The sequence below is a fragment of the Streptomyces sp. NPDC053431 genome (assembly GCF_044544925.1).
Taxonomy (GTDB): domain Bacteria; phylum Actinomycetota; class Actinomycetes; order Streptomycetales; family Streptomycetaceae; genus Streptomyces.
This window is the reverse complement of record NZ_JBITXX010000011.1, coordinates 75,927-98,485: the sequence shown is the minus strand read 5'-3', so window position 1 is coordinate 98,485 and position 22,559 is coordinate 75,927. Positions and strand designations below refer to the sequence as shown.

The 22,559-nt window shown below is 74.3% G+C and carries 21 protein-coding genes; 6 read left to right on the top strand and 15 right to left on the bottom strand.

From position 1 onward, the window contains the following. Positions 1-2 precede the first annotated feature (2 nt). From ACIGXE_RS24305 to ACIGXE_RS24265, 9 genes are all read right to left on the bottom strand, one after another. Entirely contained in the window at positions 3-77 is a 75-nt protein-coding gene (locus ACIGXE_RS24305) for a putative leader peptide (protein WP_393005668.1), read from the bottom strand. Between the two features lie 68 nt (positions 78-145). After that, positions 146-724: a TetR/AcrR family transcriptional regulator gene (locus ACIGXE_RS24300; RefSeq protein ID WP_399750742.1), complete on the bottom strand. Its 579-nt coding sequence runs from the start codon at positions 722-724 to the stop codon at positions 146-148. Continuing rightward, the gene (locus ACIGXE_RS24295) at positions 712-1,434 is read right to left on the bottom strand and encodes an enoyl-CoA hydratase family protein (RefSeq protein ID WP_399750740.1); all 723 of its coding nucleotides are present in this window, start codon (positions 1,432-1,434) and stop codon (positions 712-714) included. The genes ACIGXE_RS24300 and ACIGXE_RS24295 overlap by 13 nt, the downstream gene beginning before the upstream one ends. After that, complete coding sequence (locus ACIGXE_RS24290; RefSeq protein ID WP_399750738.1) at positions 1,431-3,017, bottom strand: 4-coumarate--CoA ligase family protein; 1,587 nt, start codon at positions 3,015-3,017, stop codon at positions 1,431-1,433. The genes ACIGXE_RS24295 and ACIGXE_RS24290 overlap by 4 nt, the downstream gene beginning before the upstream one ends. Before the next feature lie 242 nt (positions 3,018-3,259). Beyond that, positions 3,260-4,393 (bottom strand): acyl-CoA dehydrogenase family protein, encoded by a 1,134-nt coding sequence (locus tag ACIGXE_RS24285; RefSeq protein WP_399750736.1) that lies wholly within the window; start codon positions 4,391-4,393, stop codon positions 3,260-3,262. Further along, complete coding sequence (locus tag ACIGXE_RS24280) at positions 4,390-6,303, bottom strand: biotin carboxylase N-terminal domain-containing protein (RefSeq protein WP_399751071.1); 1,914 nt, start codon at positions 6,301-6,303, stop codon at positions 4,390-4,392. The genes ACIGXE_RS24285 and ACIGXE_RS24280 overlap by 4 nt, the downstream gene beginning before the upstream one ends. A gap of 20 nt (positions 6,304-6,323) precedes the next feature. Then, positions 6,324-7,928, bottom strand: coding sequence for an acyl-CoA carboxylase subunit beta (locus tag ACIGXE_RS24275; protein ID WP_399750734.1), 1,605 nt, complete (start codon positions 7,926-7,928; stop codon positions 6,324-6,326). After that, positions 7,925-9,784 carry an acyclic terpene utilization AtuA family protein gene (locus ACIGXE_RS24270; RefSeq protein ID WP_399750733.1) on the bottom strand — a complete coding sequence of 620 codons (1,860 nt, stop codon included), beginning with the start codon at positions 9,782-9,784 and terminating at the stop codon, positions 7,925-7,927. The genes ACIGXE_RS24275 and ACIGXE_RS24270 overlap by 4 nt, the downstream gene beginning before the upstream one ends. Continuing rightward, positions 9,781-10,587 carry a TIGR03084 family metal-binding protein gene (locus tag ACIGXE_RS24265; protein ID WP_399750731.1) on the bottom strand — a complete coding sequence of 269 codons (807 nt, stop codon included), beginning with the start codon at positions 10,585-10,587 and terminating at the stop codon, positions 9,781-9,783. The genes ACIGXE_RS24270 and ACIGXE_RS24265 overlap by 4 nt, the downstream gene beginning before the upstream one ends. 268 nt (positions 10,588-10,855) lie before the next feature. Here ACIGXE_RS24265 and ACIGXE_RS24260 point away from each other — a divergent pair, with 268 nt between their 5' ends. Continuing rightward, the gene (locus tag ACIGXE_RS24260; protein ID WP_399750729.1) at positions 10,856-12,031 is read left to right on the top strand and encodes a hypothetical protein; all 1,176 of its coding nucleotides are present in this window, start codon (positions 10,856-10,858) and stop codon (positions 12,029-12,031) included. Between the two features lie 54 nt (positions 12,032-12,085). Here ACIGXE_RS24260 and ACIGXE_RS24255 read toward each other — a convergent pair whose 3' ends face one another. Both ACIGXE_RS24255 and ACIGXE_RS24250 read right to left on the bottom strand, forming a co-directional pair. After that, complete coding sequence (locus ACIGXE_RS24255; RefSeq protein ID WP_399750727.1) at positions 12,086-12,265, bottom strand: DUF1272 domain-containing protein; 180 nt, start codon at positions 12,263-12,265, stop codon at positions 12,086-12,088. Positions 12,266-12,488: 223 nt separating this feature from the next. After that, positions 12,489-13,385 carry an EamA family transporter gene (locus ACIGXE_RS24250; protein WP_399751069.1) on the bottom strand — a complete coding sequence of 299 codons (897 nt, stop codon included), beginning with the start codon at positions 13,383-13,385 and terminating at the stop codon, positions 12,489-12,491. Positions 13,386-13,568: 183 nt separating this feature from the next. On the opposite strand from ACIGXE_RS24250, the gene ACIGXE_RS24245 reads away from it, so the two are divergent. The 3 genes from ACIGXE_RS24245 to ACIGXE_RS24235 are packed head-to-tail and all read left to right on the top strand — an operon-like array spanning position 13,569 to position 15,778. After that, a complete protein-coding gene (locus ACIGXE_RS24245; RefSeq protein WP_399750725.1) occupies positions 13,569-14,495 on the top strand; it encodes a LysR family transcriptional regulator in 927 nt (308 codons plus the stop codon). A 51-nt stretch (positions 14,496-14,546) separates the two neighbouring features. Then, positions 14,547-15,485, top strand: coding sequence for a hypothetical protein (locus ACIGXE_RS24240; protein WP_399750723.1), 939 nt, complete (start codon positions 14,547-14,549; stop codon positions 15,483-15,485). Beyond that, entirely contained in the window at positions 15,485-15,778 is a 294-nt protein-coding gene (locus tag ACIGXE_RS24235) for a hypothetical protein (protein ID WP_399750721.1), read from the top strand. Before ACIGXE_RS24240 ends, ACIGXE_RS24235 begins: the two co-directional genes overlap by 1 nt. Here the strand turns inward: ACIGXE_RS24235 and ACIGXE_RS24230 are convergent. Together ACIGXE_RS24230 and ACIGXE_RS24225 are read right to left on the bottom strand one after the other, a co-directional pair. Next, complete coding sequence (locus ACIGXE_RS24230) at positions 15,714-16,283, bottom strand: GNAT family N-acetyltransferase (RefSeq protein WP_399750719.1); 570 nt, start codon at positions 16,281-16,283, stop codon at positions 15,714-15,716. The two genes, ACIGXE_RS24235 and ACIGXE_RS24230, sit on opposite strands and share 65 nt — an antisense overlap. A gap of 26 nt (positions 16,284-16,309) precedes the next feature. Continuing rightward, entirely contained in the window at positions 16,310-19,057 is a 2,748-nt protein-coding gene (locus ACIGXE_RS24225; RefSeq protein WP_399750717.1) for an FAD-binding and (Fe-S)-binding domain-containing protein, read from the bottom strand. A gap of 51 nt (positions 19,058-19,108) precedes the next feature. Between ACIGXE_RS24225 and serC the strand changes: the two genes are divergently transcribed. Next, on the top strand, positions 19,109-20,227 hold the full coding sequence (gene serC, locus ACIGXE_RS24220) for a phosphoserine transaminase (RefSeq protein WP_399750715.1): 1,119 nt from the start codon (positions 19,109-19,111) through the stop codon (positions 20,225-20,227). Between the two features lie 74 nt (positions 20,228-20,301). Here serC and ACIGXE_RS24215 read toward each other — a convergent pair whose 3' ends face one another. Beyond that, positions 20,302-21,288, bottom strand: coding sequence for a WD40 repeat domain-containing protein (locus ACIGXE_RS24215; RefSeq protein ID WP_399750713.1), 987 nt, complete (start codon positions 21,286-21,288; stop codon positions 20,302-20,304). A gap of 137 nt (positions 21,289-21,425) precedes the next feature. On the opposite strand from ACIGXE_RS24215, the gene ACIGXE_RS24210 reads away from it, so the two are divergent. Continuing rightward, positions 21,426-22,163, top strand: a complete 738-nt coding sequence (locus ACIGXE_RS24210; RefSeq protein WP_399750711.1) for a GDSL-type esterase/lipase family protein — start codon at positions 21,426-21,428, stop codon at positions 22,161-22,163. Here ACIGXE_RS24210 and ACIGXE_RS24205 read toward each other — a convergent pair. Continuing rightward, the gene (locus tag ACIGXE_RS24205) at positions 22,129-22,545 is read right to left on the bottom strand and encodes a Rid family hydrolase (RefSeq protein ID WP_399750709.1); all 417 of its coding nucleotides are present in this window, start codon (positions 22,543-22,545) and stop codon (positions 22,129-22,131) included. The genes ACIGXE_RS24210 and ACIGXE_RS24205 overlap by 35 nt on opposite strands. Between the last annotated feature and the right edge of the window lie 14 nt (positions 22,546-22,559).

The following is a 22,559-nucleotide window of genomic DNA, read 5'->3' as shown; positions in this document are numbered from 1 at the left end:
GGTCAGCGAGAACCCGGACAACCCATGCTCGCGACGCGGAGAAGATCCACGTGGCGGCGACGTACGAGCGAAAGCATGCGACAAGCGTACTGCGGGCCGGGGTGTGCTCACCCGGCCCGCCCGGTGGGACGACCGCCCCCGGCGGTCAGCCCAGGGCCTCGTCCAGGAGCGCCGCCCACTGGGCCACGACGCGTTCCCGGCGGGCGCGGTCGTCCGTGAGGAGGGTCGCCAGGCCGAGGCCGCGGGCCATGTCGAGCAGGCCCTGGACGGACTCGCGGACGCCCGGGCGGGACTCGTCCGCGCCGAGGAGTTCGACGGCGATGCGGTGGGACTCGCGGCCCACCCGGGCCTCCAGCTCGGTGACGCGGGCCCGGAGCTGGTCCTCGTTGGAGGCGGCGACCCACAGGTGGAGGGCGGCCCGGAAGAGAGGGCCGGTGTAGAGGTCCACGAGCGCGGCGACGACCGCGCGGCGGTCCTGCGTCGGGAGGGTGCGCAGGGCCTGGGAGCGTTCCTCGGCGACGTACTCGACGGCGGCCGTGAAGAGGTCCTCGCGGGTCGGGAAGTGGTGCTGGGCGGCGCCCCGGGACACCCCGGCCCGTTCGGCGACCGCCGAGACGGTGGAGCCCGCCCAGCCGTGTTCGGCCAGGCAGGCCACCGCCGCCTCCAGGAGCCGCTGCCGGGTGGCGCGGCTCCTGTCCTGCTTCGGGCCGGTCAGAGCCGCCACGTCGGGTCCCGTCGTTCGAGGAAGGCCGTCATCCCTTCGCGCGCCTCGGCCGAGGCGAACAGCGAGGCGGACAGCTGGACCAGCTCCTCCGCATCGCGTTCGAAGGTCTCCAGGACTCTAGCCGTGACCAGCCGCTTCGCCGCGCGCAGCCCCTGCGGGGAGGCCCCGCGCAGCCCTTCCAGGACCGCGTCCAGATCCCCCTTGCCGGCCGTCACGAGGCCCATGGCGCGGGCCTCCGCCGTGCCGAACCGCTCGCCGGTCAGGTAGTAGCGGGCCGCCGCCCGGGGCTCCAGCTTCGGCAGCAGCGTCAGCGAGATGACCGCGGGCGCGACCCCGATCCGTACCTCCGTGAGCGCGAAGTCCGAGGCCTCCGAGGCCAGGACGACGTCGCAGGCGCCGAGGAGTCCCAGGCCGCCGGCCCGGGCGTGCCCGTCGACGACGGCGACCACCGGCTTCGGCAGCTCGACGATCTGCCGGAGCAGGTCCACGAACGCGTACGGGCCGGGCGGCGCCTTGAGATCGGCGCCCGCGCTGAAGGTGGCGCCGGTGTGGGCGAGGACCACCGCCCGGACCCCCGGGTCCTTGCCGCACGCGCTGAGCGCGTCCGCGAGCTCGGTCACCAGCGGAGCCGAGAGCGCGTTGCGGTTGGCCGGGGAGTCCAGGGTGAGCGTGGTGACTCCCCGGTCGTGTGCGGTGCCGACAAGACTCATGTGCGGTCCCTCAGTTCCCGGCGCAGGATCTTGCCCGACGCCGCTCGGGGCACGGTGTCGATGAACTCCACCTGCCGGATCTTCTTGTACGGGGCGACGCGTTCGGCCACGTACGCCATGACGTCCTCGCCGCTCAGCCCGGGCGCGGCCGGCCGGCGGACCACGAAGGCCTTGGGTATCTCCGTGCCGTCCGGGTCCGTCACGCCGATGACGGCCGCGTCGGCGACGCCCTCGTGGGTGAGGAGCAGCGCCTCCAGTTCGGCCGGGGCGACCTGGAAGCCCTTGTACTTGATGAGCTCCTTCACCCGGTCGACGACGAACAGCCAGCCTTCCTCGTCGACCCGCCCGACGTCCCCGGTGTGCAGCCAGCCGTCGGCGTCGACCATGGCGGCGGTCGCCTCCGGCCGGCCCAGGTACCCCTTCATGACCTGCGGACCGCGGATGAGGATCTCGCCCGCCTCGCCGGGCGCGGCGTCCTTCGCCGGGTCGCCGAGCGAGACGAGCCGCATCTCGGTGGCGGGCAGCAGCTTGCCGACCGTGCCGGGCGGAGGGTTCTCGGCGGCGAGCGGCACGATGTGGGTGGTCGGGGACAGCTCCGTCATCCCGTACGCCTGGAGGATCCGCGGCAGCCCGAGCCGCGCCGAACAGGCCTCGGCGAGCGCCGCGTCGAGCGGTGCGGCGGAGCTGACGACGTACCGCAGCGACGACAGGTCGTACCGCGCGACGGCCGGATGCTTGGCGAGCGCGAGGACGATCGGCGGCGCCACGAACACGGTGTTGACGCGGTGCCGCTCGACGGCGGCGAGGAAGCCGTCGAGCTCGAAGCGGGGCAGCACGACGACGGTGGCGCCGCACCGCAGCGGCGCGTTCATCAGGGCGGTCAGGCCGTACGCGTGGAAGAAGGGCAGGACCGCGAGGATCCGGTCACCGGGGCCCAGCGGCATGAGGGCCTCGAGCTGGGCGAGGTTGGTGGCGACGGAGGCGTGGGTGAGCATCACGCCCTTGGGGATTCCGGTGGTGCCGGAGGAGTACGGCAGGGCGGCGACGTCCTTCGCGGGATCGACGGCGAGCTCGGGCTCGGGCGCGGTGGAGCCGAGGAAGGCCTGGAGCGAGCGGGTCCCGTCGCCGTCCGGCGCCGTGTCGCAGACGAAGATCTCCTCGACGCCGCCCGCGAGTTCGGCGGCGGCGCGGGCGGTGGCGAGCAACGGCGACACGGTGACGATCCAGCGCGCGGCCGAGTCGCGCAGCTGCCTGGCGAACTCCTCCGGCGTGGCCAGCGGATGCACGGTGGTGACGGCCGCCCCGGCGCGCGTGGCGGCGTAGAACGCGACCGGGAACAGCACGGTGTTGGGGCTGTGCAGGGCGAGCACGTCACCCCGCCGGACGCCCGCCTCGGCGAGCCCCGCGGCGACCCGCCGGTGAAAGGCGTCGATCTGCCCGTACGTGAGCGTGAGCGCCCCGTCCCCGCCGGCGCCGTCGATCAGCGCGGGCAGCTCGCCGAACTCGGCGGCACGGCCGAGGACGGCGTCGTGAACGGGGAGGGAGACGACCGGGACATCCGCGAACTCGCTGTGAAACACCATGCGTGGCCCTTCGAGGTCGGACGGTGACGACCGTGGCGACAGGATGGCTCGAACCGTACGGCTTGGGGAGACCTTGGCAGCACCGAAGGAAACAATCAAGCGTGCATGCATGGTTTGGCGGGGGCGGGGGGGGTGCGGTCGGGGCGCCCTTCGTGTCGCCCCTGGCGCCGGCCGGGCGCGCGTACCCGGGAGCCGGCCGTGCGTCGTACCCGGGTATCACCCGGGCACGACCGGCCGGGGCCTCAGTACGACTTGGGCAGGCCCAGGGTCTGGTGCGACACGTAGTTCAGGATCATCTCCCGGCTGACCGGGGCGATCCGGGCCACGCGGGCCGCCGTGATCAGACGGGCGAGGCCGAACTCGCGGGTGAGGCCGTTGCCGCCCAGGGTGTGGACGGCCTGGTCGACGGCCCGTACGCAGGCCTCGGCGGCGGCGTACTTGGCCATGTTGGCGGCCTCGCCGGCGGCCAGGTCGTCGCCCGCGTCGTAGAGGGCGGCGGCCTTCCGCATCATCAGGCGGGCCAGTTCGAGCTCGATGTGGGCCTGGGCCAGGGGGTGGGCGATGGCCTGGTGGGCGCCGATGGGGGCCTTCCAGACCTGGCGTTCCTTCGCGTACCTCACGGCCTGGTCCAGCGCGTAGCGGCCCATGCCGATCGCGAAGGCGGCGGTCATGATGCGCTCGGGGTTGAGGCCGGCGAAGAGCTGGAGGAGGCCGGCGTCCTCGTCGCCGACGAGCGCGTCGGCGGGCAGGTGCACGTCGTCGAGGGTCAGCTCGAACTGCTTCTCGTCGGCGTCGAGTTCCATCTCGATCTGACGGCGCCCGAAGCCCGGCGTGTCGCGCGGCACGATGAACAGGCACGCCTTGAGGTTGCCCGTGCGGGCGTCGGAGGCGCGGCCCACGATCAGGGTCGCGTCGGCGATGTCGACGCCCGAGACGAAGACCTTGCGCCCGTTGAGGACCCAGCCGTCCTCGGTGCGGGTGGCGGTGGTGGTGATGCGGTGCGAGTTGGAGCCGGCGTCGGGCTCGGTGATGCCGAAGGCCATGGTGCGGCTGCCGTCGGCCAGGCCCGGCAGCCAGGCCCGCCGCTGCTCCTCGGTGCCGAAGCGGGCGATGACCGTGCCGCAGATCGCGGGCGACACCACCATCATCAGGAGCGGCGCGCCGGCCGCGCCCGCCTCCTCCAGGACGATCGACAGCTCGGCCATGCCGCAGCCCCCGCCGCCGTACTCCTCGGGCAGGTTCACGCCCAGGTAGCCGAGCTTGCCGGCCTCGGCCCACAGGGCGGCCCGGTCGAAGCCGGGGCCGTGCCGGTGGCCCAGGGCGGAGACGGCGGCACGCAGGGCGGTGTGTTCCGGTGACTCGACGAGGCTGCTCATGCGGGGTCTTCCTCCTGGGCTTCGGTCGGTACGGCGGGCTGTTCGACAGCGGGTTGTACGACGGCGAGCAGGGCGCCGACCTCGACCTGGCGGCCGGGGACGGCGTGGAGCGCGGTGAGCGTGCCGGAGGCGGGCGCGACGACCCGGTGTTCCATCTTCATGGCCTCCAGCCACAGGAGGGGCTGCCCGGCCTCGACCGGGGTGCCGGCCCCGAGACCGTCCGCGACGCGGACCACGGTGCCGGGCATGGGGGCGAGCAGGGATCCGGGGACGGTCTGTTCCCGGGGGTCGGGGAAGCGGGGCGCCACGGCGAGGCGGTGCCGGCCCGCGTGGACCGTGTCGCCGTACCGGGCCACCTCGAAGTCCCTTACGACCCCGTCGACTTCGAGGCGCACGCGATCCGGCGTGACCGCCACCGCGCGGATGCCGGGCGGGCTCGTGACCTCGTAGCCGCCCTGGCGGGTGGGGCGGTACCGGACCTCGTGGGCGCCGTAGACCTTCACCTCGTCCTGCGAGCGCACGTTGCGCCAGCCGCCCCCGAAGCGGCTCGTCCCCCGGGCCGCCTCCGCGAGCGCCGCCGCCACGGCCGCCTGCGCCTCGCCCTCGGGCGGCTCGGTCAGTACGGCCAGGTGCCGCTCGTAGAAGCCGGTGCCGAGCCGGCCGGGGTCGGCGAAGTCGGGGTGCCGGAGGGAGGCGACGAGGAGGTCGCGGTTGGTGCCGGGGCCGTGGAGGCGGGCCCGCTCCAGCGCGCGGGCGAGCGCACGGGCGGCCTCGGCGCGGGTGGGCGCGTGGGCGACGACCTTGGCGAGCATGGCGTCGTAGTGGACGCCCACGGTGTCCCCGGAGACGTAGCCGGTGTCGACGCGCAGCCCCGGCCCGGTCGGGAGGTCGAGCGTGTGCAGCAGGCCCGTCTGCGGGGTCCAGCCGCCCGCAGGGTCCTCCGCGTACAGCCGGGCCTCGATCGCGTGGCCGCGCGGCGCCGGCGGCTCGGCGGGCAGCGGGCCGCCCTCGGCGACGGCGATCTGGAGGGCGACCAGGTCGACGCCGTGGACCTCCTCGGTGACCGGGTGCTCGACCTGGAGGCGGGTGTTCATCTCCAGGAAGTGCGCCCGGCCGCCGGCGACCAGGAACTCGACCGTGCCGGCGCCGACGTAGCCGACGGCCTTCGCGGCCGCGGCCGAGCGCTCGTACAGCTCGTCGACGAGGCCGGCGGGCAGGCCGGGCGCCGGGGCCTCCTCGATCACCTTCTGGTGGCGGCGCTGGAGGGAGCAGTCGCGGGTGCCGAGCGTCCAGACGGTGCCGTGCGTGTCGGCGAGGATCTGCACCTCGACGTGGCGGCCGTTCTCGACGTACGGCTCGACGAACACCTCGCCGTCACCGAAGGCGCTCAGCGCCTCGGCGGACGCGGCGGCCAACTCGCCTTCCAGCGCCACGAGTTCCCGCACGACGCGCATGCCGCGGCCGCCGCCGCCCGCCGCCGCCTTCACCAGGACGGGCAGGTCGTCCTCGGCGACGTCGGCGGCGGCGAGGGGTGCCACGCCGAGGAGTTCCTTGGCGCGGGTCTTCGACGCCATCGCCGCGATCGCGGCCGGCGGCGGTCCGATCCACACCAGGCCGGCCGCCTGCACCGCCCGCGCGAACTCCTCGTTCTCGGACAGGAAGCCGTAGCCGGGGTGCACGGCGTCCGCGCCGGCCGCGAGCGCCGCCCGCACCACCAGGTCGCCGCGCAGATACGTCTCCGCGGGCGTCGCCCCCGGCAGCCGCACCGCCGCGTCCGCCTCCCGTACGTGCAGGGCGTCGGCGTCCGCGTCGGAGTACACGGCGACCGTCGCGATGCCCAGGTCACGGCAGGTACGGAAGATCCGGCAGGCGATCTCGCCCCGGTTCGCCACCAGGACGGACCCGATCAGTTCGGTCATGGCAGAGGGCCTCACATTCGGAAGACGCCGAAGCCGCCGCGCGCGCCCTCGACCGGTGCCGTGTGGATCGCGGACAGGCAGAGCCCGAGGACCGTACGCGTGTCGCGCGGGTCGATGACCCCGTCGTCGTACAGCCGCCCGGAGAGGAACATCGGCAGGGACTCGCTCTCGATCTGCGCCTCGACCAGCGCCCGCAGCCCCGCGTCCTGCTCCTCGTCGTACGGCTGTCCCTTTGCCGCCGCCGAGGCCCGCGCCACGATGGACAGCACGCCGGCGAGCTGCTGGGGGCCCATGACGGCCGACTTGGCGCTCGGCCAGGCGAAGAGGAAGCGCGGGTCGTAGGCCCGGCCGCACATGCCGTAGTGCCCGGCGCCGTACGAGGCGCCCATGAGGACGGACAGGTGCGGGACCTTCGAGTTGGACACCGCGTTGATCATCATCGCGCCGTGCTTGATGATGCCGCCCTGCTCGTACTCCTTGCCGACCATGTAGCCGGTGGTGTTGTGCAGGAAGAGCAGCGGGATGTCGCGCTGGTTGGCGAGCTGGATGAACTGGGCGGCCTTCTGCGACTCGGCGGAGAAGAGCACGCCCTGGGCGTTGGCGAGGATGCCGACGGGATAGCCGTGCAGCGCGGCCCAGCCGGTCACCAGGCTCGGCCCGTACAGCGGCTTGAACTCGTCGAAGTCCGAGCCGTCGACGATCCGGGCGATCACCTCGCGCGGGTCGAACGGCGTCTTCAGATCCCCGGGCACGATCCCGAGGAGCTCCTCCTCGGCGTACTTCGGCGGCTCGACGGCGACGGGATCGGGGTCCGCGTGGTGCTTGCGGTGGTGGAGGCGGGCGACGATCCGGCGGGCCTGGCGCAGGGCGTCGGTCTCGTCGACGGCGTAGTGGTCGGCGAGACCGCTGGTGCGCGCGTGCATCTCGGCGCCGCCGAGCGACTCGTCGTCGCTCTCCTCGCCCGTCGCCATCTTCACCAGCGGCGGCCCGCCCAGGAAGACCTTCGACCGCTCCTTGATCATCACGGTGTGGTCGGACATGCCCGGGACGTACGCGCCACCGGCCGTCGAGTTGCCGAAGACGACGGCGACGGTCGGGATGCCGGCGGCGGACAGGCGCGTGAGGTCACGGAAGAGCGCCCCGCCCGGGATGAAGATCTCCTTCTGGGAGGGGAGGTCGGCGCCGCCGGACTCCACGAGCGAGATGACGGGGAGGCGGTTGGCGAACGCGATCTCGTTGGCCCGCAGCGCCTTCCGCAGCGTCCACGGGTTGGAGGCGCCGCCGCGGACGGTGGGGTCGTTGGCGGTGATCAGGCACTCGACGCCCTCGACCACGCCGATGCCGGTGACCAGCGAGGCGCCGACGGGATAGTCGCTGCCCCAGGCGGCGAGCGGCGACAGCTCCAGGAACGGGGTGTCGGGGTCGACGAGCAGCTCGATCCGCTCACGGGCGAGGAGCTTGCCGCGGGCGCGGTGGCGGGCCGTGTACTTCTCGCCGCCGCCGGCCAGCGCCTTGGCGTGCTCGGCGTCGAGCGCGGCGAGCTTCTCCAGCATGGCGGCGCGGTGGGCCGCGTAGTCGGGTCCGCCGGTGTCGAGGGCGGAGGCCAGGACGGTCACTTCGGTTCCTCCAGTCGGTCGACGAGAACCTCGTCCGGTCGGTCCACGAGGACCTCGTCCGGCCGGTCCCCCAGGGGCTTCTCCGGTCGGTCCACGAGAACCCCGTCCGGCCGGTCCGTGACGGTCTCCTCCGGCCGGTCCCCCGGGAGCTCCTCCGGCCGGCCCCCCAGGAACTCCTCCGGTACGTCCACGTGGCGCGAGCGCAGCCACTCCCCCAGGGCCTTGGCCTGCGGGTCGAAGCGGGCCTGGGAGGCGACGCCGTCGCCGAGGATCCCGACGACGGTGAAGTTGAGGGCCCTGAGGGCGGGCAGCACGTGCCGCTCGATCCGGAGCTCCCGCGTCTCCGGCAGCAGGTCCCGGAAGCGGTCGACGGTGAGGGTGTGGACCAGCCAGCGCCACTCCCGCTCCGTGCGGACCCAGACGCCGACGTTGGCGTCGCCGCCCTTGTCGCCGCTGCGGGCCCCGGCGACGAGCCCCAGCGGTGCCCGGCGCGTGGGCCCCGCGGGCGGGGGCGCCGGGAGTTCCGGCTCCGGTACGGGTTCCAGGACCCGGGTCTCCTCCGGTACGGGGACGGGGACGCGGGTCCCGTCGGGGAGCACGGCCGTGTGCGGGACCTCGCCGACGGGGACGTACGCGCTCTCGAAGACCCCGTAGGGGGCGCCCTTCCCGGGCGGGGCGGTGACATGGAAGCCGGGGTAGCTCGCGAGGGCCGACTCGATCGCGGCCCCTGTCAGGGTGCGGCCGACCCTCTCGGGGTCGGGGTCGCGGACGACGAGCCGGAGCAGGGCGCTCGCGGTCTCCTCGGTGGCGGCGTCCGCTCGGTCGGTGCGGGCCAGCTCCCAGCGCACCTCGGCGGGCGCCGCCGTGGCCAGCGCGTCGGTGATCTGCTCGCGGACCAGGTCCGCCTTGGCCTCGATGTCGAGGCCGGTGAGCACGAACACGACCTCGTTGCGGAAGCCGCCGAGCCGGCAGAGCCCCGCCTTGAGCGTCGGCGGCGGCGCCTCGCCCCGCACCCCGGCGATCCTCACCCGGTCCGGTCCCTCCCGCGTGAGCCGCACGGTGTCGAGGCGGGCCGTCACGTCGGGCCCGGCGTAGCGGGCGCCGGAGGTCTCGTAGAGGAGCTGCGCGGTGACGGTGCCGGTGTCGACCACGCCGCCCGTGCCGGGGTGCTTGGTGATCACCGCGCTGCCGTCCGCGTGGAGTTCGGCGAGCGGGAAGCCGGGACGGCGGAGCAGGGCCGGCGCGTGGGCGGTGAAGAAGGCGTAGTTGCCGCCGGTGGCCTGGGTGCCGCACTCCAGGACGTGGCCGGCGACGACGGCGCCGGCCAGCTTGTCGTGCCAGTCGGCGTCCTCGGGCCGCCAGCCGAAGAACCACTGCGCGGGGCCGGTGACGAGGGCCGCGTCGGTGACCCGGCCGGTGACGACGACGTCGGCGCCGGCGTCGAGGCAGGCGGCGATGCCCGCCCCGCCGAGGTAGGCGTTGGCGGCGAGCACCCCGGGGCCGGCCGGCAGGCGGTCGCCCTCGACGTGGGCGATCCGGGCGGGGACGCCGAGCCGCTCGGCGAGGGCGCGCAGGGCGTCGGCGAGCCCGGCCGGGTTGAGTCCTCCCGCGTTGGCGACGATCCGCACCCCGCGCTCGTGGGCGAGGCCGAGGCCGTCCTCCATCTGGCGCAGGAAGGTCTTCGCGTAGCCGGTGGCGGGGTCCTTGAGGAGGTCGCGGCCGAGGATGAGCATGGTCAGCTCGGCGAGGTAGTCCCCGGTGAGGACGTCGAGTTCACCACCGGTGAGCATCTCGCGGACCGCGTCGAAGCGGTCGCCGTAGAAGCCGGAGGCGTTGCCGATCCGCAGGGCCCTCACGGGGCCTCCTTCGGCTCGCGGCCCTGCCCCGCCGGGCCCGCGAAGGCCTGGGCGATGCCCAGCCACTCCTCGGCGTCGGCGCCGTGCGCGACGAGGGCGGTGTCGGCGCGGTGCACCCGCTGGGTGACGAGGAGACAGAAGTCGAGCGCGGGCCCGCCGATCACCTGCGGCGCGCCCTCGGGACCGAAGGTCCACACCGCCCCGGCGTCCGACACGCCTTCGGGAGCGGTGAGTTCGAGCCGGAACGGCTCGGCGGGCGGGGTGAGGCCGCGCACGAGGTACGCGTAGTCCCGGGCCCGCAGCCCGATCCACGCCACGTGCCGCAGTCGCGCCGTGGGCGGTCGTACGACCCCGAGGGCGTCGGCGACGTCCTGGCCGTGCGCCCAGGTCTCCATGAGCCGGGCGGTCGCGAGCGAGACGGCGCTCATGGCGGGCCCGTACCAGGGGAACCGGGTACCGGGCGGGGCCTCGCGCAGCACCCGGTGGAGCCGCTCGCGGCCCTCGCGCCAGCGGGCGAGGAGCTCGGCGGGCGGCAGGGCCGCGCCCTCCTCGGCGCCGTCGTCGACGAAGCGGTCGGGCGCGGCGAGGGCCTTCTCCGTCTCGGCGGCGAAGGCCTCGGGGTCGGTGGCGGCGAGCAGCGCGGCCGCGTCGGTCCACGCGAGGTGGGCGATCTGGTGGGCGATCGTCCAGCGGGGCGCCGGGGTCGGCGCCGCCCACTGGTCGGCTCTCAAGTCCCTGACCAGAGCGTCGACCTCCTCGCTCTCGGCACGCAGGTCGTCGAGCACGGCGGCGGGGTCGGACACGGAGCGCTCCCCTCGGGGACGGGCGGGTCACGGACGTGCGTGAGGAGCATGGCAGCCGCGAAAGAAACAATCAAGCGTGCTTGCTTTAGATTTTCCCGAGGGCCCACGCGCCGCCTGCCGTACACCTCCTCGCCCGGTCGGGCCGTGCAACCCTTCGCCGGGTCGGGCCGTGCACCCTTCGCCCGGTCGGGCCGTACAACCCTTCGTCCGGTCGGGCCGTCCAACTCTCCGCCGGCTATCCGACACGGACGGGCGAGGTGGGCACTCCATGGGCTTCAGGACGACGGCGGCCGGATCCACAGCCGCCCTGCTGCTGGCCCTTCCGGTCGCGGCGGCCCAGGCCGCGCCGGAGGCACCGACCGCCCCGGCGGCCGACACAGCACCCACCGCCCCGGCGGCCCCCACCGCTCCGGCCGCTCCGGCCGCTCCGGCGGCCCCCGGCAGCGAGCTGGTCGACGTGGCGGCCTCGCTCCTCACGGCCCCGACGTCGGTGGCCCCGGGCGGCTCCTTCGACGTGCACGTCGGCGCGGACGTCAGGGCGGGTTCAGCTCCGGTGAAGCGGGTGGACGTGGTCGTCCCGTTGCCCACCGGGATCACGTACGCGGAGGGTGACCGTGCGATCCCCTGTGAACCGGGCGCGGGCGGGCGGTCGTTCACCTGCCGTCTGTCGACCGACCACGGCTCCTCGAGCGTGCCGGTGACCCTCCGGCTCGACAAGGACGTGGCCGCCGGCAGCAGGCTGACCCTCACCGCCACGGCAACCCCGGTCGACGCCACCGACAGCAGGCCCGCCGACAACACCGCGTCGGCCACCGTCAAGGTCGCCGCCCCCGCGGACCTCGCGGTCCACTGGCGGCCGTCGGCGCGGTCCGTACGCCCCGGCGAGGACGTCACGGCCGAGCTCGTGGTGACGAACAACGGGCCCGCGACGGCCGGGGAGGTCGTCGTCGCCGTCTACAACGGCTACGACCGCTTCCCGAAGCGCTACGACGCGCGCTGCTGGTGGGACCCGGGCACGGCGATCTGCGAGGAGTACACCGACCTCGCCCGGGGCGAGAGCGTCACCTTTCCCTTCACCTGGAACTTCGCCGAGGCCCTGGCGGGCACGACCCACAGGGTGCAGACGAGCCTGTACTCCGGCTCGGCGCTCGACCCGGTGAAGGAGAACGACACGGACGCGATCGTCATCACGATCCTCAAGGACGGCCGGCCGAAGCCCACGACCACGCCGACTCCCCGCCCGACGCCCTCGCCGTCCACGACGACCGCCACCCCGCGGCCCTCGCACTCCGCACACGGCGGCATCGGCGGCACCGGCGGCAACCTCGCGGACACCGGCTCCGGTCCGTTGTCGGCCGTGGCCGGCACGGCGGCGGCCCTGACGGCGGCGGGCGCTCTCCTCGTCGGGACCCGGCGGCGGACCCGGACCCACCGGGAGCACTGAGCCCGGAGGAAACGGCGAGCCCGGAGGAAACGGGGAGCCCGGAGGGCCGGGGCCTCAGGCGGCGCGGCGAGGCCTGGCGACCAGTTCTCCGCCGCAGTTGGGGCAGACGTCGTTCATCGCGTCGGCGCACGGCACGCAGTAGGTGCACTCGTACGTACAGATCCGGGCGGGGGCGTCGACGGGCAGGGCGGTCGTCTCGCAGCGTTCGCAGCGTTCGCGCATCTCAAGGGCCATGGCCCCATCCTGCGCGAGCGCCCGCGGCCGGGAAACCGGCCGCGGGCCAAAGATCGACGGGATCGGGTCAGGCCAGGCCGGGGCGCCAGGCCGGCCAGGTCAGGTGGGCCGGCGAGGCCAGGGGCCAGGCCAACGGGCCAGCGGGCCAACGGGCCAACGGGCCAACGGGCCAAAGGGGCCAGCGGGCCAAAGGGGCCAGCGGGCCAGGTCAGACCGCGCCGGTTCAGGCGAGCTCCGGGACCTTCCTGGGCATCTGGGTCCGCACCGCGCCCATGCTCGCCGCGATGACGAGTCCGATGGCGAGGGCGTCCGTCAGGCCGAGGGCCTGGTGGAGGACGAGGAAGCCGGCGGTGGCGGCGATGGCCGGTTCCAGGCTCATGAGGATGGCGAAGGTGGGCGCGGGAAGGCGGCGCAGGGCGAGCAGTTCGAGGGTGTAGGGCAGGACGGAGGACATCAGCGCCACCGCGAGACCGAGCCCGACGGTCGAGGGGACGAGCAGTCGGCCGCCCGCCTCCGCGATGCCGAACGGCAGGCTGAGGACGGCACCGAAGGCCATCGCGAGGGCCAGGCCGTCGGCCTGCGGGAAGCGCCGGCCGGTCCGGGCGCTGAAGACGATGTACGTGGCCCACATGGCGCCCGCGGCGAGCGCGAAGCCCGCGCCGGCCGGGTCGAGCCGGTCGAAGCCGCCGCCGCTGAGGAGGACGACGCCGCCGAGGGCGAGGCCCGCCCAGAGGAGGTTCATCAGGCGGCGGGAGGCGATGACGGAGAGGGCGAGCGGGCCGAGCACTTCGAGGGTGACGGCGGCGCCGAGCGGGATCCGGTCGACCGACAGGTAGAAGAGGATGTTCATGCCGGACATGGCGGCGCCGAAGGCGAGCACGGTGCCCCAGTCGGCGCGGCCGTAGCCGCGGACCTTGGGCCGGCAGGCGATCAGCAGGACGGCGGCGGCGAGGACGAGCCGCAGGGTGACGACGCCGAGGGCGCCGGCCCGGGGCATGAGGAGCACGGCGACGGCGGACCCGAACTGGACGGAGAGGCCGCCGGCGACGACGAGGGCGACGGGCCCGAGCCGGTTGGGCCGGACCGGGCGCGGGGTGGCGGGGACGGTGGCGGGGGCCACGGCGGGTGCGTCCTGAACCGGGCTGTCCACCGGCGTGCTCCTAACGAACGTGCGGAACCGTGCGGGCCGCTGCGGGCCCCGCGAACGATCAAGGTCCACTACTATGAACCATACAGTCCAGAGTAATGCACCACCCCCCAGGACTCCACCCTTCACGCTAGGCACCCCCGCGCGCCGCGTGAAATGCCGATTGGGCTGCGGTTATGCTCCGCACGCATGAGCCGCACGAGCATCGAGCTGCGCCACCTCCGCTGCTTCCTCGCCATCGCCGACGAGGGCAACCTGACCCGGGCGGCCGCCCGGCTCCACCTCACCCAGCCGGCGGTCTCCCGCACGCTCGCCGCTTTGGAGAAGCACGTCGGCGCCCGGCTCGTCGACCGCTCCACCCACCACCTGGCCCTCACGCCCGAGGGCCGCGCCTTCCACGACCGGGCCGTGGCGGCGGTCGCCGCCTTCGACGCGGCCGTCGACCCGGGACGGCTCCGCCACCGCCCACTCCGCCTCGGCCACGCGTGGGCGGCCTTCGGCCCGTACACGACCCCGCTGCTGCGCCGCTGGCAGCGGGAGCACCCGGAGACCCGGCTCGAACTGCTCAGGATCGACGACCGCACGGCCGGTCTGCTGCGCGGCGAGGTGGACGCGGCGCTGCTGCGGGGACCGGTGGAGAGCCTGGACATCCCGGGCCTGGCGACGGAGGAACTCCTCACGGAGCCGCGGGTGGCCGCCGTCCCCTCCGACAGCCCGCTCACCGGCCGCCCCGCGCTCACCCTGGCGGACCTCACCGCGGAGACGGCGATCCTCAACCCCGTCTCCGGCACCACGACCCTCGACCTGTGGCCCGCCGACGCGCGCCCCCGCTCGACCCTGACGGTGGCGAACACCGACGACTGGCTCACCGCGATCGCCGCGGGCCGGGGCATCGGCGTCTCGGCCGCCTCGACGGCCACCCTCCACCCCCACCCGGGCGTCACCTACCGCTCCCTCCCCGACGCCCCGCCGGTCCCGGTCCTCCTGGCCTGGCGCGACGGCGACCGCCATCCGGCGACGGAGGCCCTGGTGACGATGGCGAGGGAGATCGCCCGGGAGGCCGCGGATCACCCACACGAGTAGTCATATGCCAAAGGCAAGCGCACGCCCGCCGAACGCCCCTACCTTCGCCGCATGGTCACCTCCACCCACGAGACCTCGCACCGGATCTTCCAGGACCGCCCGGATTTACTTCCCCCGGTCTTCCAGATCCTCGGCGTACCCCTGCCGGTCAAGGCGACGGTCGAGGTCCTCACCCCCGACACCACCGAGATCCGCCCCTTGGAGCGCCGTGTGGACACGGTCCTGCGGGTCGAGCCCCCCGAAGGCGACGGCTTCCTTCTCGCTGTCGAGGCACAGGGCCGCCGGGACCGGGACAAGGCGTCCAGCTGGACCTACTACCTCGGCTACCTCAGGGCCAAGTACGGCCTCCCGGCGCTGCTCCTGGTGGTCTGCCAGGACCGCTCCACGGCACGGTGGGCGAGCGGCCCCTTCCGCAGCGGCTACGGCCCGTGGACGGCGCTCAGCCTTCACCCGCTCGTCCTCGGCCCGGACAACGTCCCCGTCATCACGGACCCTGCCGAGGCGGCGCGGAACCTCGCGATGACCGCCTTCAGTGCCATGACTCATGGCACACATCAGGAAGCCCCGGCCATACTGGAGGCCCTGGCGAAGGCGCTGGGCACGGCTGACCCCGCCTCCTTCAAGTACTACTCGGAAATGCTGGAGATCGGCCTGGGCGAGACCCCGGCCAGGGACACCTGGAGGAAACTCATGGCGGTGGGCACCTACTTCCCCGGGCGAGGCACCCTCGTCGAGGAGACGTACCTCGAAGGCAAGGCGGACGGCAAGGCCGAGGGCCTGGCGGAAGGCAAGGCCGAAGGCCTGGCGGAAGGCAAGGCCGAAGGCCTGGCCGAGGGCACGGCCATGTCGATCCTGCGGGTGCTGGCGGCCCGGGGCATCGAGGTGTCGGAGGACGACGGCCGCCGCATCTCGGAGTGCCTCGACACCGAGATGCTCGGCAGGTGGCTGGAACGCGCGATCACCGTGGCGCGCGTCGAGGAACTCTTCTGATGCCACGATCTCCAGGCACCTACTTCCCGGGCCGGGGAACCCTCGTCGAGGAGACGTACCTCGAAGGCAAGGCGCACGGCTTCAGCGACGCGGTCCTGCGTGTGTTCGAGGTGCGGGGCATCGCGCTGCCCGAGGCCGTCGCCCGGCACATCGAGGAGTGCACCGACCCCGCGACGCTCCGCTGGTGGCTCGACCACGGCGCCACCGTCGTCCGTGCGGGCGACCAGGTCAGGAGGGAGGCGGAGGCGGAGGACGAAGGGCCTCCCACTCCTCCCGGAGGATCCCGTACGTGACCGAGTCGCGCCACGCGCCGCGGACGTGGACGTGGCCGCGGATCCGGCCCTCCTCCGTCAGGCCGGCGGCGAGCAGGGTGCGGGCGGAGGCGGTGTTGAGCGGGGCGCGGGCCGCCCACACCCGGTGGAGGGCGAGGTCGTCGAAGGCGACGTCGAGGAGCAGGCCGACGGCCTCCCGGCCGTAGCCGACGCCCCAGGACTCGGGGCGCAGGGCGATGCCCATGGTGGCCGCCTGCTGCTGGTGCGGGTCGAGCGCGAGTCTGCCGACCCCGACGAGGTCGCCGGTCGCGCGCTCGACGACCGCGAGCGCGTACTCCTGGCGGGGGACGGCGCGGGCGGACGCCATCGACCGTTCGACGATCGCGCGCACCTCGTCCCGGGTGCGGGGCGGGAAGCTGAGGTGCTCGGTGGCCCGGGCGGAGCCGTAGACGGCGTGCACGGCCGTGACGTCGTCGGCGCCCAACTCCCTCAGGGACAGCCGCTGTCGCACGAGGGCAGGATTCATACCCGGATCCTTCCCCGTCGTCCCCGCTACCCGTCCAGCGCCTCGGCCAGCACCTCCGCCACGTGCCGCGGGTGCCGTTCCGGTGTCAGGTGGGCGATCTGGGTGCGGCACGAGAAGCCGTCGGCCAGTACGACCGCGTCCGCGGGCGCGGTGCGGAGGGCCGGGAGGAGCCGGTCCTCGGCGCAGGCCACCGACACCTCGTAGTGGCCCGGCTCGAAGCCGAAGTTGCCCGCGAGGCCGCAGCAGCCGCCCGCCAGGTCTCCCGCCAGGCCCGCGCGCCGGCGCAGACGCCGGTCCGCGGTGTCGCCCAGGACGGCGTGCTGGTGGCAGTGGGTCTGGCCGGTGGCCGGGCGGGCGAGGCGGGGCGGCTCCCAGTCGGGGGCCAGCTCCTCCAGGGCCTCGGCGAAGGTGCGTACGGAGGCGGCGAGACGGGCCGCGCGGGGGTCGTCGGGGAGGAGTTCGGGCAGGTCGGTGCGGAGGGCGGCGGCGCAGGAGGGTTCGAGGACCACGACGGGCCCGGTGGTCCGGTCCATGACGTCGAGGGCCCGCCGCATCACCTTCCGCGCCGTGCCGAGCCGGCCGGTCGAGACGTAGGTGAGGCCGCAGCAGACCCGGCCGGGCGGCAGCGTCACGCCGAGCCCGGCGGCCTCCAGGACGCGCACGGCCGCCCGGCCCACCTGGGGGGCGAGGTGGTCGGTGAAGGTGTCGGGCCAGAGGGTGAGGGCGGGCGGGCGGTCCGAGGCCCGTTCGCCGAACCAGGACGTGAAGGACCGCTCCGCCACCCTCGGCAGCGCCCGCTGCGGCGTGACGCCCGCCAGCCGGGCCGCGAAGGGCAGCCGCACGGCCACGTCGAGGCCGCGCCCGAACAGGTCGAGCCAGTGCGGCAGTCCGCCCATCGTCCAGTGGGAGCGGGGGCGCGCGAAGGGGCGCCTGGCGTAGTGGCCGGCGAGGAACTCCGCCTTGTACGCGGCCATGTCGACGCCCACCGGACAGTCGCTGCGGCAGCCCTTGCAGGAGAGGCACAGGTCGAGCGCCTCGCGGACCTCCTCCGACCGCAGCCCGTCGGTGATCACCTCGCCGAGCGCCATCTCGTGGAGCAGCCGGGCCCGGCCGCGCGTGGAGTGCTTCTCCTCCCCCGTCGCCCGGTACGAGGGGCACATCACGCCCGGCCCCGAACCCGGGCCGTCCACCCGGCACTTCGCGACCCCGACGCACCGGGCGACCGCACGGCCGAGCCCCACCACCGGCAGGCCGGCGAAGCGCAGCCCCGCGTCCAGCGGCTCGGGCCGGACCAGCATGCCCGGGTTCAGGCCGCCCGCCGGGTCCCACCGGTCCTTGACCGCGCCGAACAGGGCGACGAGCTCGCCCCCGTACATCCTCGGCAGCAGTTCGGCCCGGGCCTGCCCGTCGCCGTGTTCGCCGGACAGCGAGCCGCCGTGGGAGACCACGAGGCCGGCGACCGCCTCGGAGAACTCCCGGAAGCGCCCCACGCCCTCCCGCGTCCACAGGTCGAAGTCGATGCGGACGTGGACGCAGCCGTCGCCGAAGTGCCCGTACGGGGTCCCTCGCAGCCCGTACTCCGCCAACAGGGCGCGGAAGTCGCGGAGATAGGCCCCGAGCCGGGCCGGCGGCACCGCGCAGTCCTCCCAGCCCGGCCAGGCCTCCCCGCCGCCGGGCGTCCGGGTCGCCGTCCCGGCCGCGTCCTCCCGGATCCGCCACAGCGCGCGCTGTCCGGCCGGCTCGGCGACCAGGAGGGACGCGAGCGCGTCCGCCGCCCGCACCAGCTCCGCGGCCGCGGCGGCGCCGTCCACCTCCACGAACAGCCACGCCCCGCCCCGGGGCAGCCCTTCCGCGCCCGGTACGAGATCGGCGGCCATGCCCTCGACCGTCAGCGGCCGGTGGCGGAGGAGACCGGCGGCGGCGTCCGCGGCGGCGCTCTCGTCGGCGTACCCGAGCACCACCAGGACCGGTTCGGCGGGAAGCGGGACCAGGTCCACGACCGCCTCCGTCACCACCCCCAGGGTCCCCTCGGTCCCGCACAGGAAGCGCGCCACGTCCGCACCCCGCTCCGGCAGCAGCGCGTCGAGCGCGTACCCGGAGATCCGCCGCGGCAGCCCCTCCGGGTATCCCGTACGGATCAGCGCCAGGTGCCCCTCGACGAGCTCCCGCAGCCCGGCCGGCGCCCCCGCCCACCCCTGGCCGGCGCGCAGCCGCTCGCCGCCGTAGGTGAGCACGTCCAGGGCCCGTACGTTGTCGGCGGTCGTCCCCCAGGCCACCGAGTGGGAGCCGCAGGCGTTGTTGCCGATCATGCCGCCGAGGGTGCAGCGGCTGTGCGTGGACGGGTCGGGGCCGAAGGTCAGCCCGTACGGGCGGGCCGCCTCCCGCAGCCGGTCGAGGACGAGCCCCGGCCGGACGACCGCCGTGCGCGCCTCCGGGTCGAGCGCCACCAGCTCCCGCATGTGGCGTGTGAAGTCGAGCACGACGCCGGTGCCCGTGGCCTGCCCCGCGATGGACGTGCCGCCGCCGCGGGCCACGACCGGCACCCCGTGCGTACGGCAGACCGCCAGCGCGGCGGCCACGTCGTCGGCGTCGCGCGGGGCGACCACGCCGAGCGGCACCCGCCGGTAGTTGGAGGCGTCCATCGAGGTCAGGGCGCGGGCGGTGGTGGAGAAGTCGACATCCCCCGCCACGGCGGCCCGCAGGGCGTGCGCCAGTTCGCCGGTCGCGTTCTCGTGTGATCCCACGACTACAGAATGTCTCAGTCCTCGTCTCATCGGGCGGACATCACTCTTCGCCGCCTTCTCCGACCCGATACGCTCCGCCTCGTGGCCGATATCCAGATTCCCGCTGACATCAAGCCCGCCGATGGCCGTTTCGGCGCGGGCCCCTCCAAGGTGCGTACGGAGGCGCTGGACGCCCTGGCCGCCACCGGCACCTCCCTCCTCGGTACCTCCCACCGTCAGGCCAAGGTCAAGAACCTGGTCGGCGAGGTGCGTGCCGGCATCAGTGACCTCTTCTCGCTGCCCGAGGGCTACGAGGTGATCCTGGGCAACGGCGGGTCGACCGCCTTCTGGGACATCGCGACCCACGGTCTGATCGAGAACAAGTCGCAGCACCTCACCTTCGGCGAGTTCTCCTCCAAGTTCGCGAAGGCCGCGAAGCTGGCCCCCTGGCTGGCCGAGCCGACCGTGATCTCCTCCGACCCGGGCACCCACCCGGAGCCGGTGGCCGAGGCGGGCGTCGACGTCTACGCCTACACCCACAACGAGACCTCCACCGGTGTCGCCGCCCCGCTGAAGCGGGTCGCGGGCGCCGACGAGGGCGCGCTGGTCCTGGTGGACGCGACCTCGGGCGCCGGCGGCCTGCCGGTCGACATCACCGAGACGGACGTCTACTACTTCGCCCCGCAGAAGTCCTTCGCCGCCGACGGCGGCCTGTGGCTGGCGGCGTTCTCGCCGGCCGCGCTGGAGCGCGCGAAGAAGATCCACGAGTCGGGCCGGCACATCCCGGAGTTCTTCTCCCTGCCGACCGCGATCGACAACTCGCTGAAGAACCAGACGTACAACACCCCGGCCCTCGCGACCCTCTTCCTGCTCAACGAGCAGCTGAAGTGGATCAACGGCCAGGGCGGCCTGGACTGGGCCGTGGCCCGGACGAAGGAGTCCTCGCAGGCGCTGTACGGCTGGGCGGAGGAGTCGAAGTACGCGACCCCGTTCGTCACCGACCCGGCGAAGCGCTCGCAGGTCATCGGCACGATCGACTTCTCGGACGACATCGACGCCGCGGCCGTCGCCAAGGCGCTGCGCGCCAACGGCATCGTGGACACCGAGCCGTACCGCAAGCTGGGCCGCAACCAGCTGCGCATCGCGATGTTCCCGGCGATCGACCCGGCCGACGTGCGGGCCCTGACGGCCTGCATCGACTACGTGATCGAGAAGCTCTGACCTCTGGTCGACGGAAGGGCCCGGCACCGGACGTCGTCCGGCGCCGGGCCCTCCGGCTCTTCCCGGCCGGCCCGCTACCCGCGCCTGAACAGGCGCTTGAGGCCGACCACGGCCATCGTGGCCAGACCGAGGACGACGACGCCGAGGGCGAAACCGCCCTGGCCCGCGTCCGCGTCGGCGGCGGAGTGCGCCCCAGGTGTCCGCGGCGCCCCCGGGCCGGTGCTCTGCCCGGGCGGCGGGGTGGCGCCCTCGCGCTCCACCCGGACGACCCGGCTGTTCCGGCCCTCCGAGCCGAACATGAAGGCCGAGCCGTCGGGGGTGTAGGTCACGGACTCCGCCTGCCCCTGGAAGGGCGCGCCCACGGAGCTGCCCTCGTCGCCGAGGCGGCCGTCCTTCCACGCGTACTCCCTGGCCATGAGGTAGCCGCGCAGCACGAGCCGGTCGCCGTCGGGCGAGAAGGCGCCGTCGGTCACCCAGGGCACGTCGCCGACGCGCCGGAAGACGTTCGTCCGGGAGGCGTCGAGGCGCTCCGGCCCCGCGTACAGTCCGCCGCCGTCCTCGTTCTTGCTGGCGATGTACACCCGGCCGGTCTTCGGATGGACCATCAGCGCCTCGGCGTTGCGGGCCCCGTCGGCGTACTTCACGACGTACTGGGTGGCCCGGACGGCCTGGTCCCCGAGCCGCTCGGGCTCGGGGAAGCGGTAGATCCAGACGTGGTCCCAGGAGCCGTTCAGGTTGTCCCCGATGTCGCCCACGTAGATGTCGCCGTCCGGCCCGACGGCGATGGCCTCCATGTCGCGGGGCGTGCCGACCCCCTTCATGGTGAGGGTCGCGACGGTCCGGCCCGTACGGGAGTCGACGCCGTAGATCAGGGGCGCGTCCTGGTCGTTGTGCGTCCAGTAGATCCCCGGGTGCGCCCGGCTGGCGGCGAGGCCGCTGGACTCGGTGATCCGGGGATCCTCGATGGTGAAGTCCCGGTCGGCGTCGGCCGCGCCGGCGGGGGCGGCCGTGACGAGGACGAGGGCTGTCGTTCCCAGGGCGCACCACAGAGCTGATCGCATGGTCCCCAGCCTGCCACGGGCGGCGGTCGGGCGGCCGTCGGAGCCCACGGCGGGATCGAGGCGCCCGCGGAGCGCGCGGAGCCTGGTGTCAGGGATCACGTCGCCGCCCCGCCGCGGCGTCGGTGATGATGTCGACCATGCGTTTTCTGTTCGTCGGCGACAGCATGACCATCGGACGCGCCGGCGACTTCACCTGGCGCTACCGCATGTGGCGGCACCTGGAGACGGTGCTGCCCGGCGGCTACGAGATCGTGGGCCCGCGCACCGCGCTGTACGAGACGGCCGACGACGCCGCCACCTCCCACGCGTACGCCGCACCCGACTTCCCGGCCGACGCCCGCCGCCATCTGGCCGGCTGGGGCGAGGGCTGGCTGCACATGGCGCCGCTCGTCGGGGAGACGGTGGCGGCGACCCGCGCGGACGTGTTGCTGATCTCGCTCGGGCTGATCGACCTGGGCTTCTACACCAACAGCGACCAGACGGCGGAGAACGTGCGCGCCTTCGTCGCCGCGGCGCGCGCCGCGAACCCGCGCGTCCGGGCGGTGCTGCTGCCCGTCATCCCGAACGTCCGGGCCGAGTACGACGCCCCGTTCGCCGCCGAGTGCGCCCGCTTCAACGAGCTGCTCGCGAAGACGGTCGCGGACCTGGACTCGGCGGCCTCGCCGCTGCTGCTGGCGACGATCCCGGAGGCGTACGACATCCACGCCGACACCTACGACGGCACCCACCCGGGCCCGACGGGCGAGCACAGACTCGCCGCGGCCTTCGCGGACGCGATGCACCAGGCGTGGGGACTCGGCGGGCCGTACCGGGGCCTGGCCGAGCCGGCCGGTCGGCCGGTCAGCCCGCCGGACGGGCGCCCGGCTCGTCCGTGACGGCGTCGACCTCGATCTCGACCAGCCAGTCGGGGTCGATGAAGCGCGAGACCTCGACGAAGGTGGTCACCGGGCGTACGGCGGCGAAGCGTTCGCCGTGGGCCTTGGCCGCCTCCTTCCAGCGGGTGACGTCCGTGAGCATCACCCGGGTGCGGACGACGTCGTCGAGCGAGGCACCGGCCGCCGTGAGGGCGGCCTCGGCGATGTCGAGGCAGCGCACGGTCTGGGCGTAGACGTCGCCGACACCGACGGTGCCGCCGCCGTCCGCGAGGGGCGCGGTGCCGGCGACGGCGACGTGGGAGCCCTTGCGGACGGCGCGGGAGAAGCCGATCTCCGGCTCCAGCGGCGATCCCGAACCGACGTTGTTCCTGGTGCTGTTCATGCTTCCATGATCAC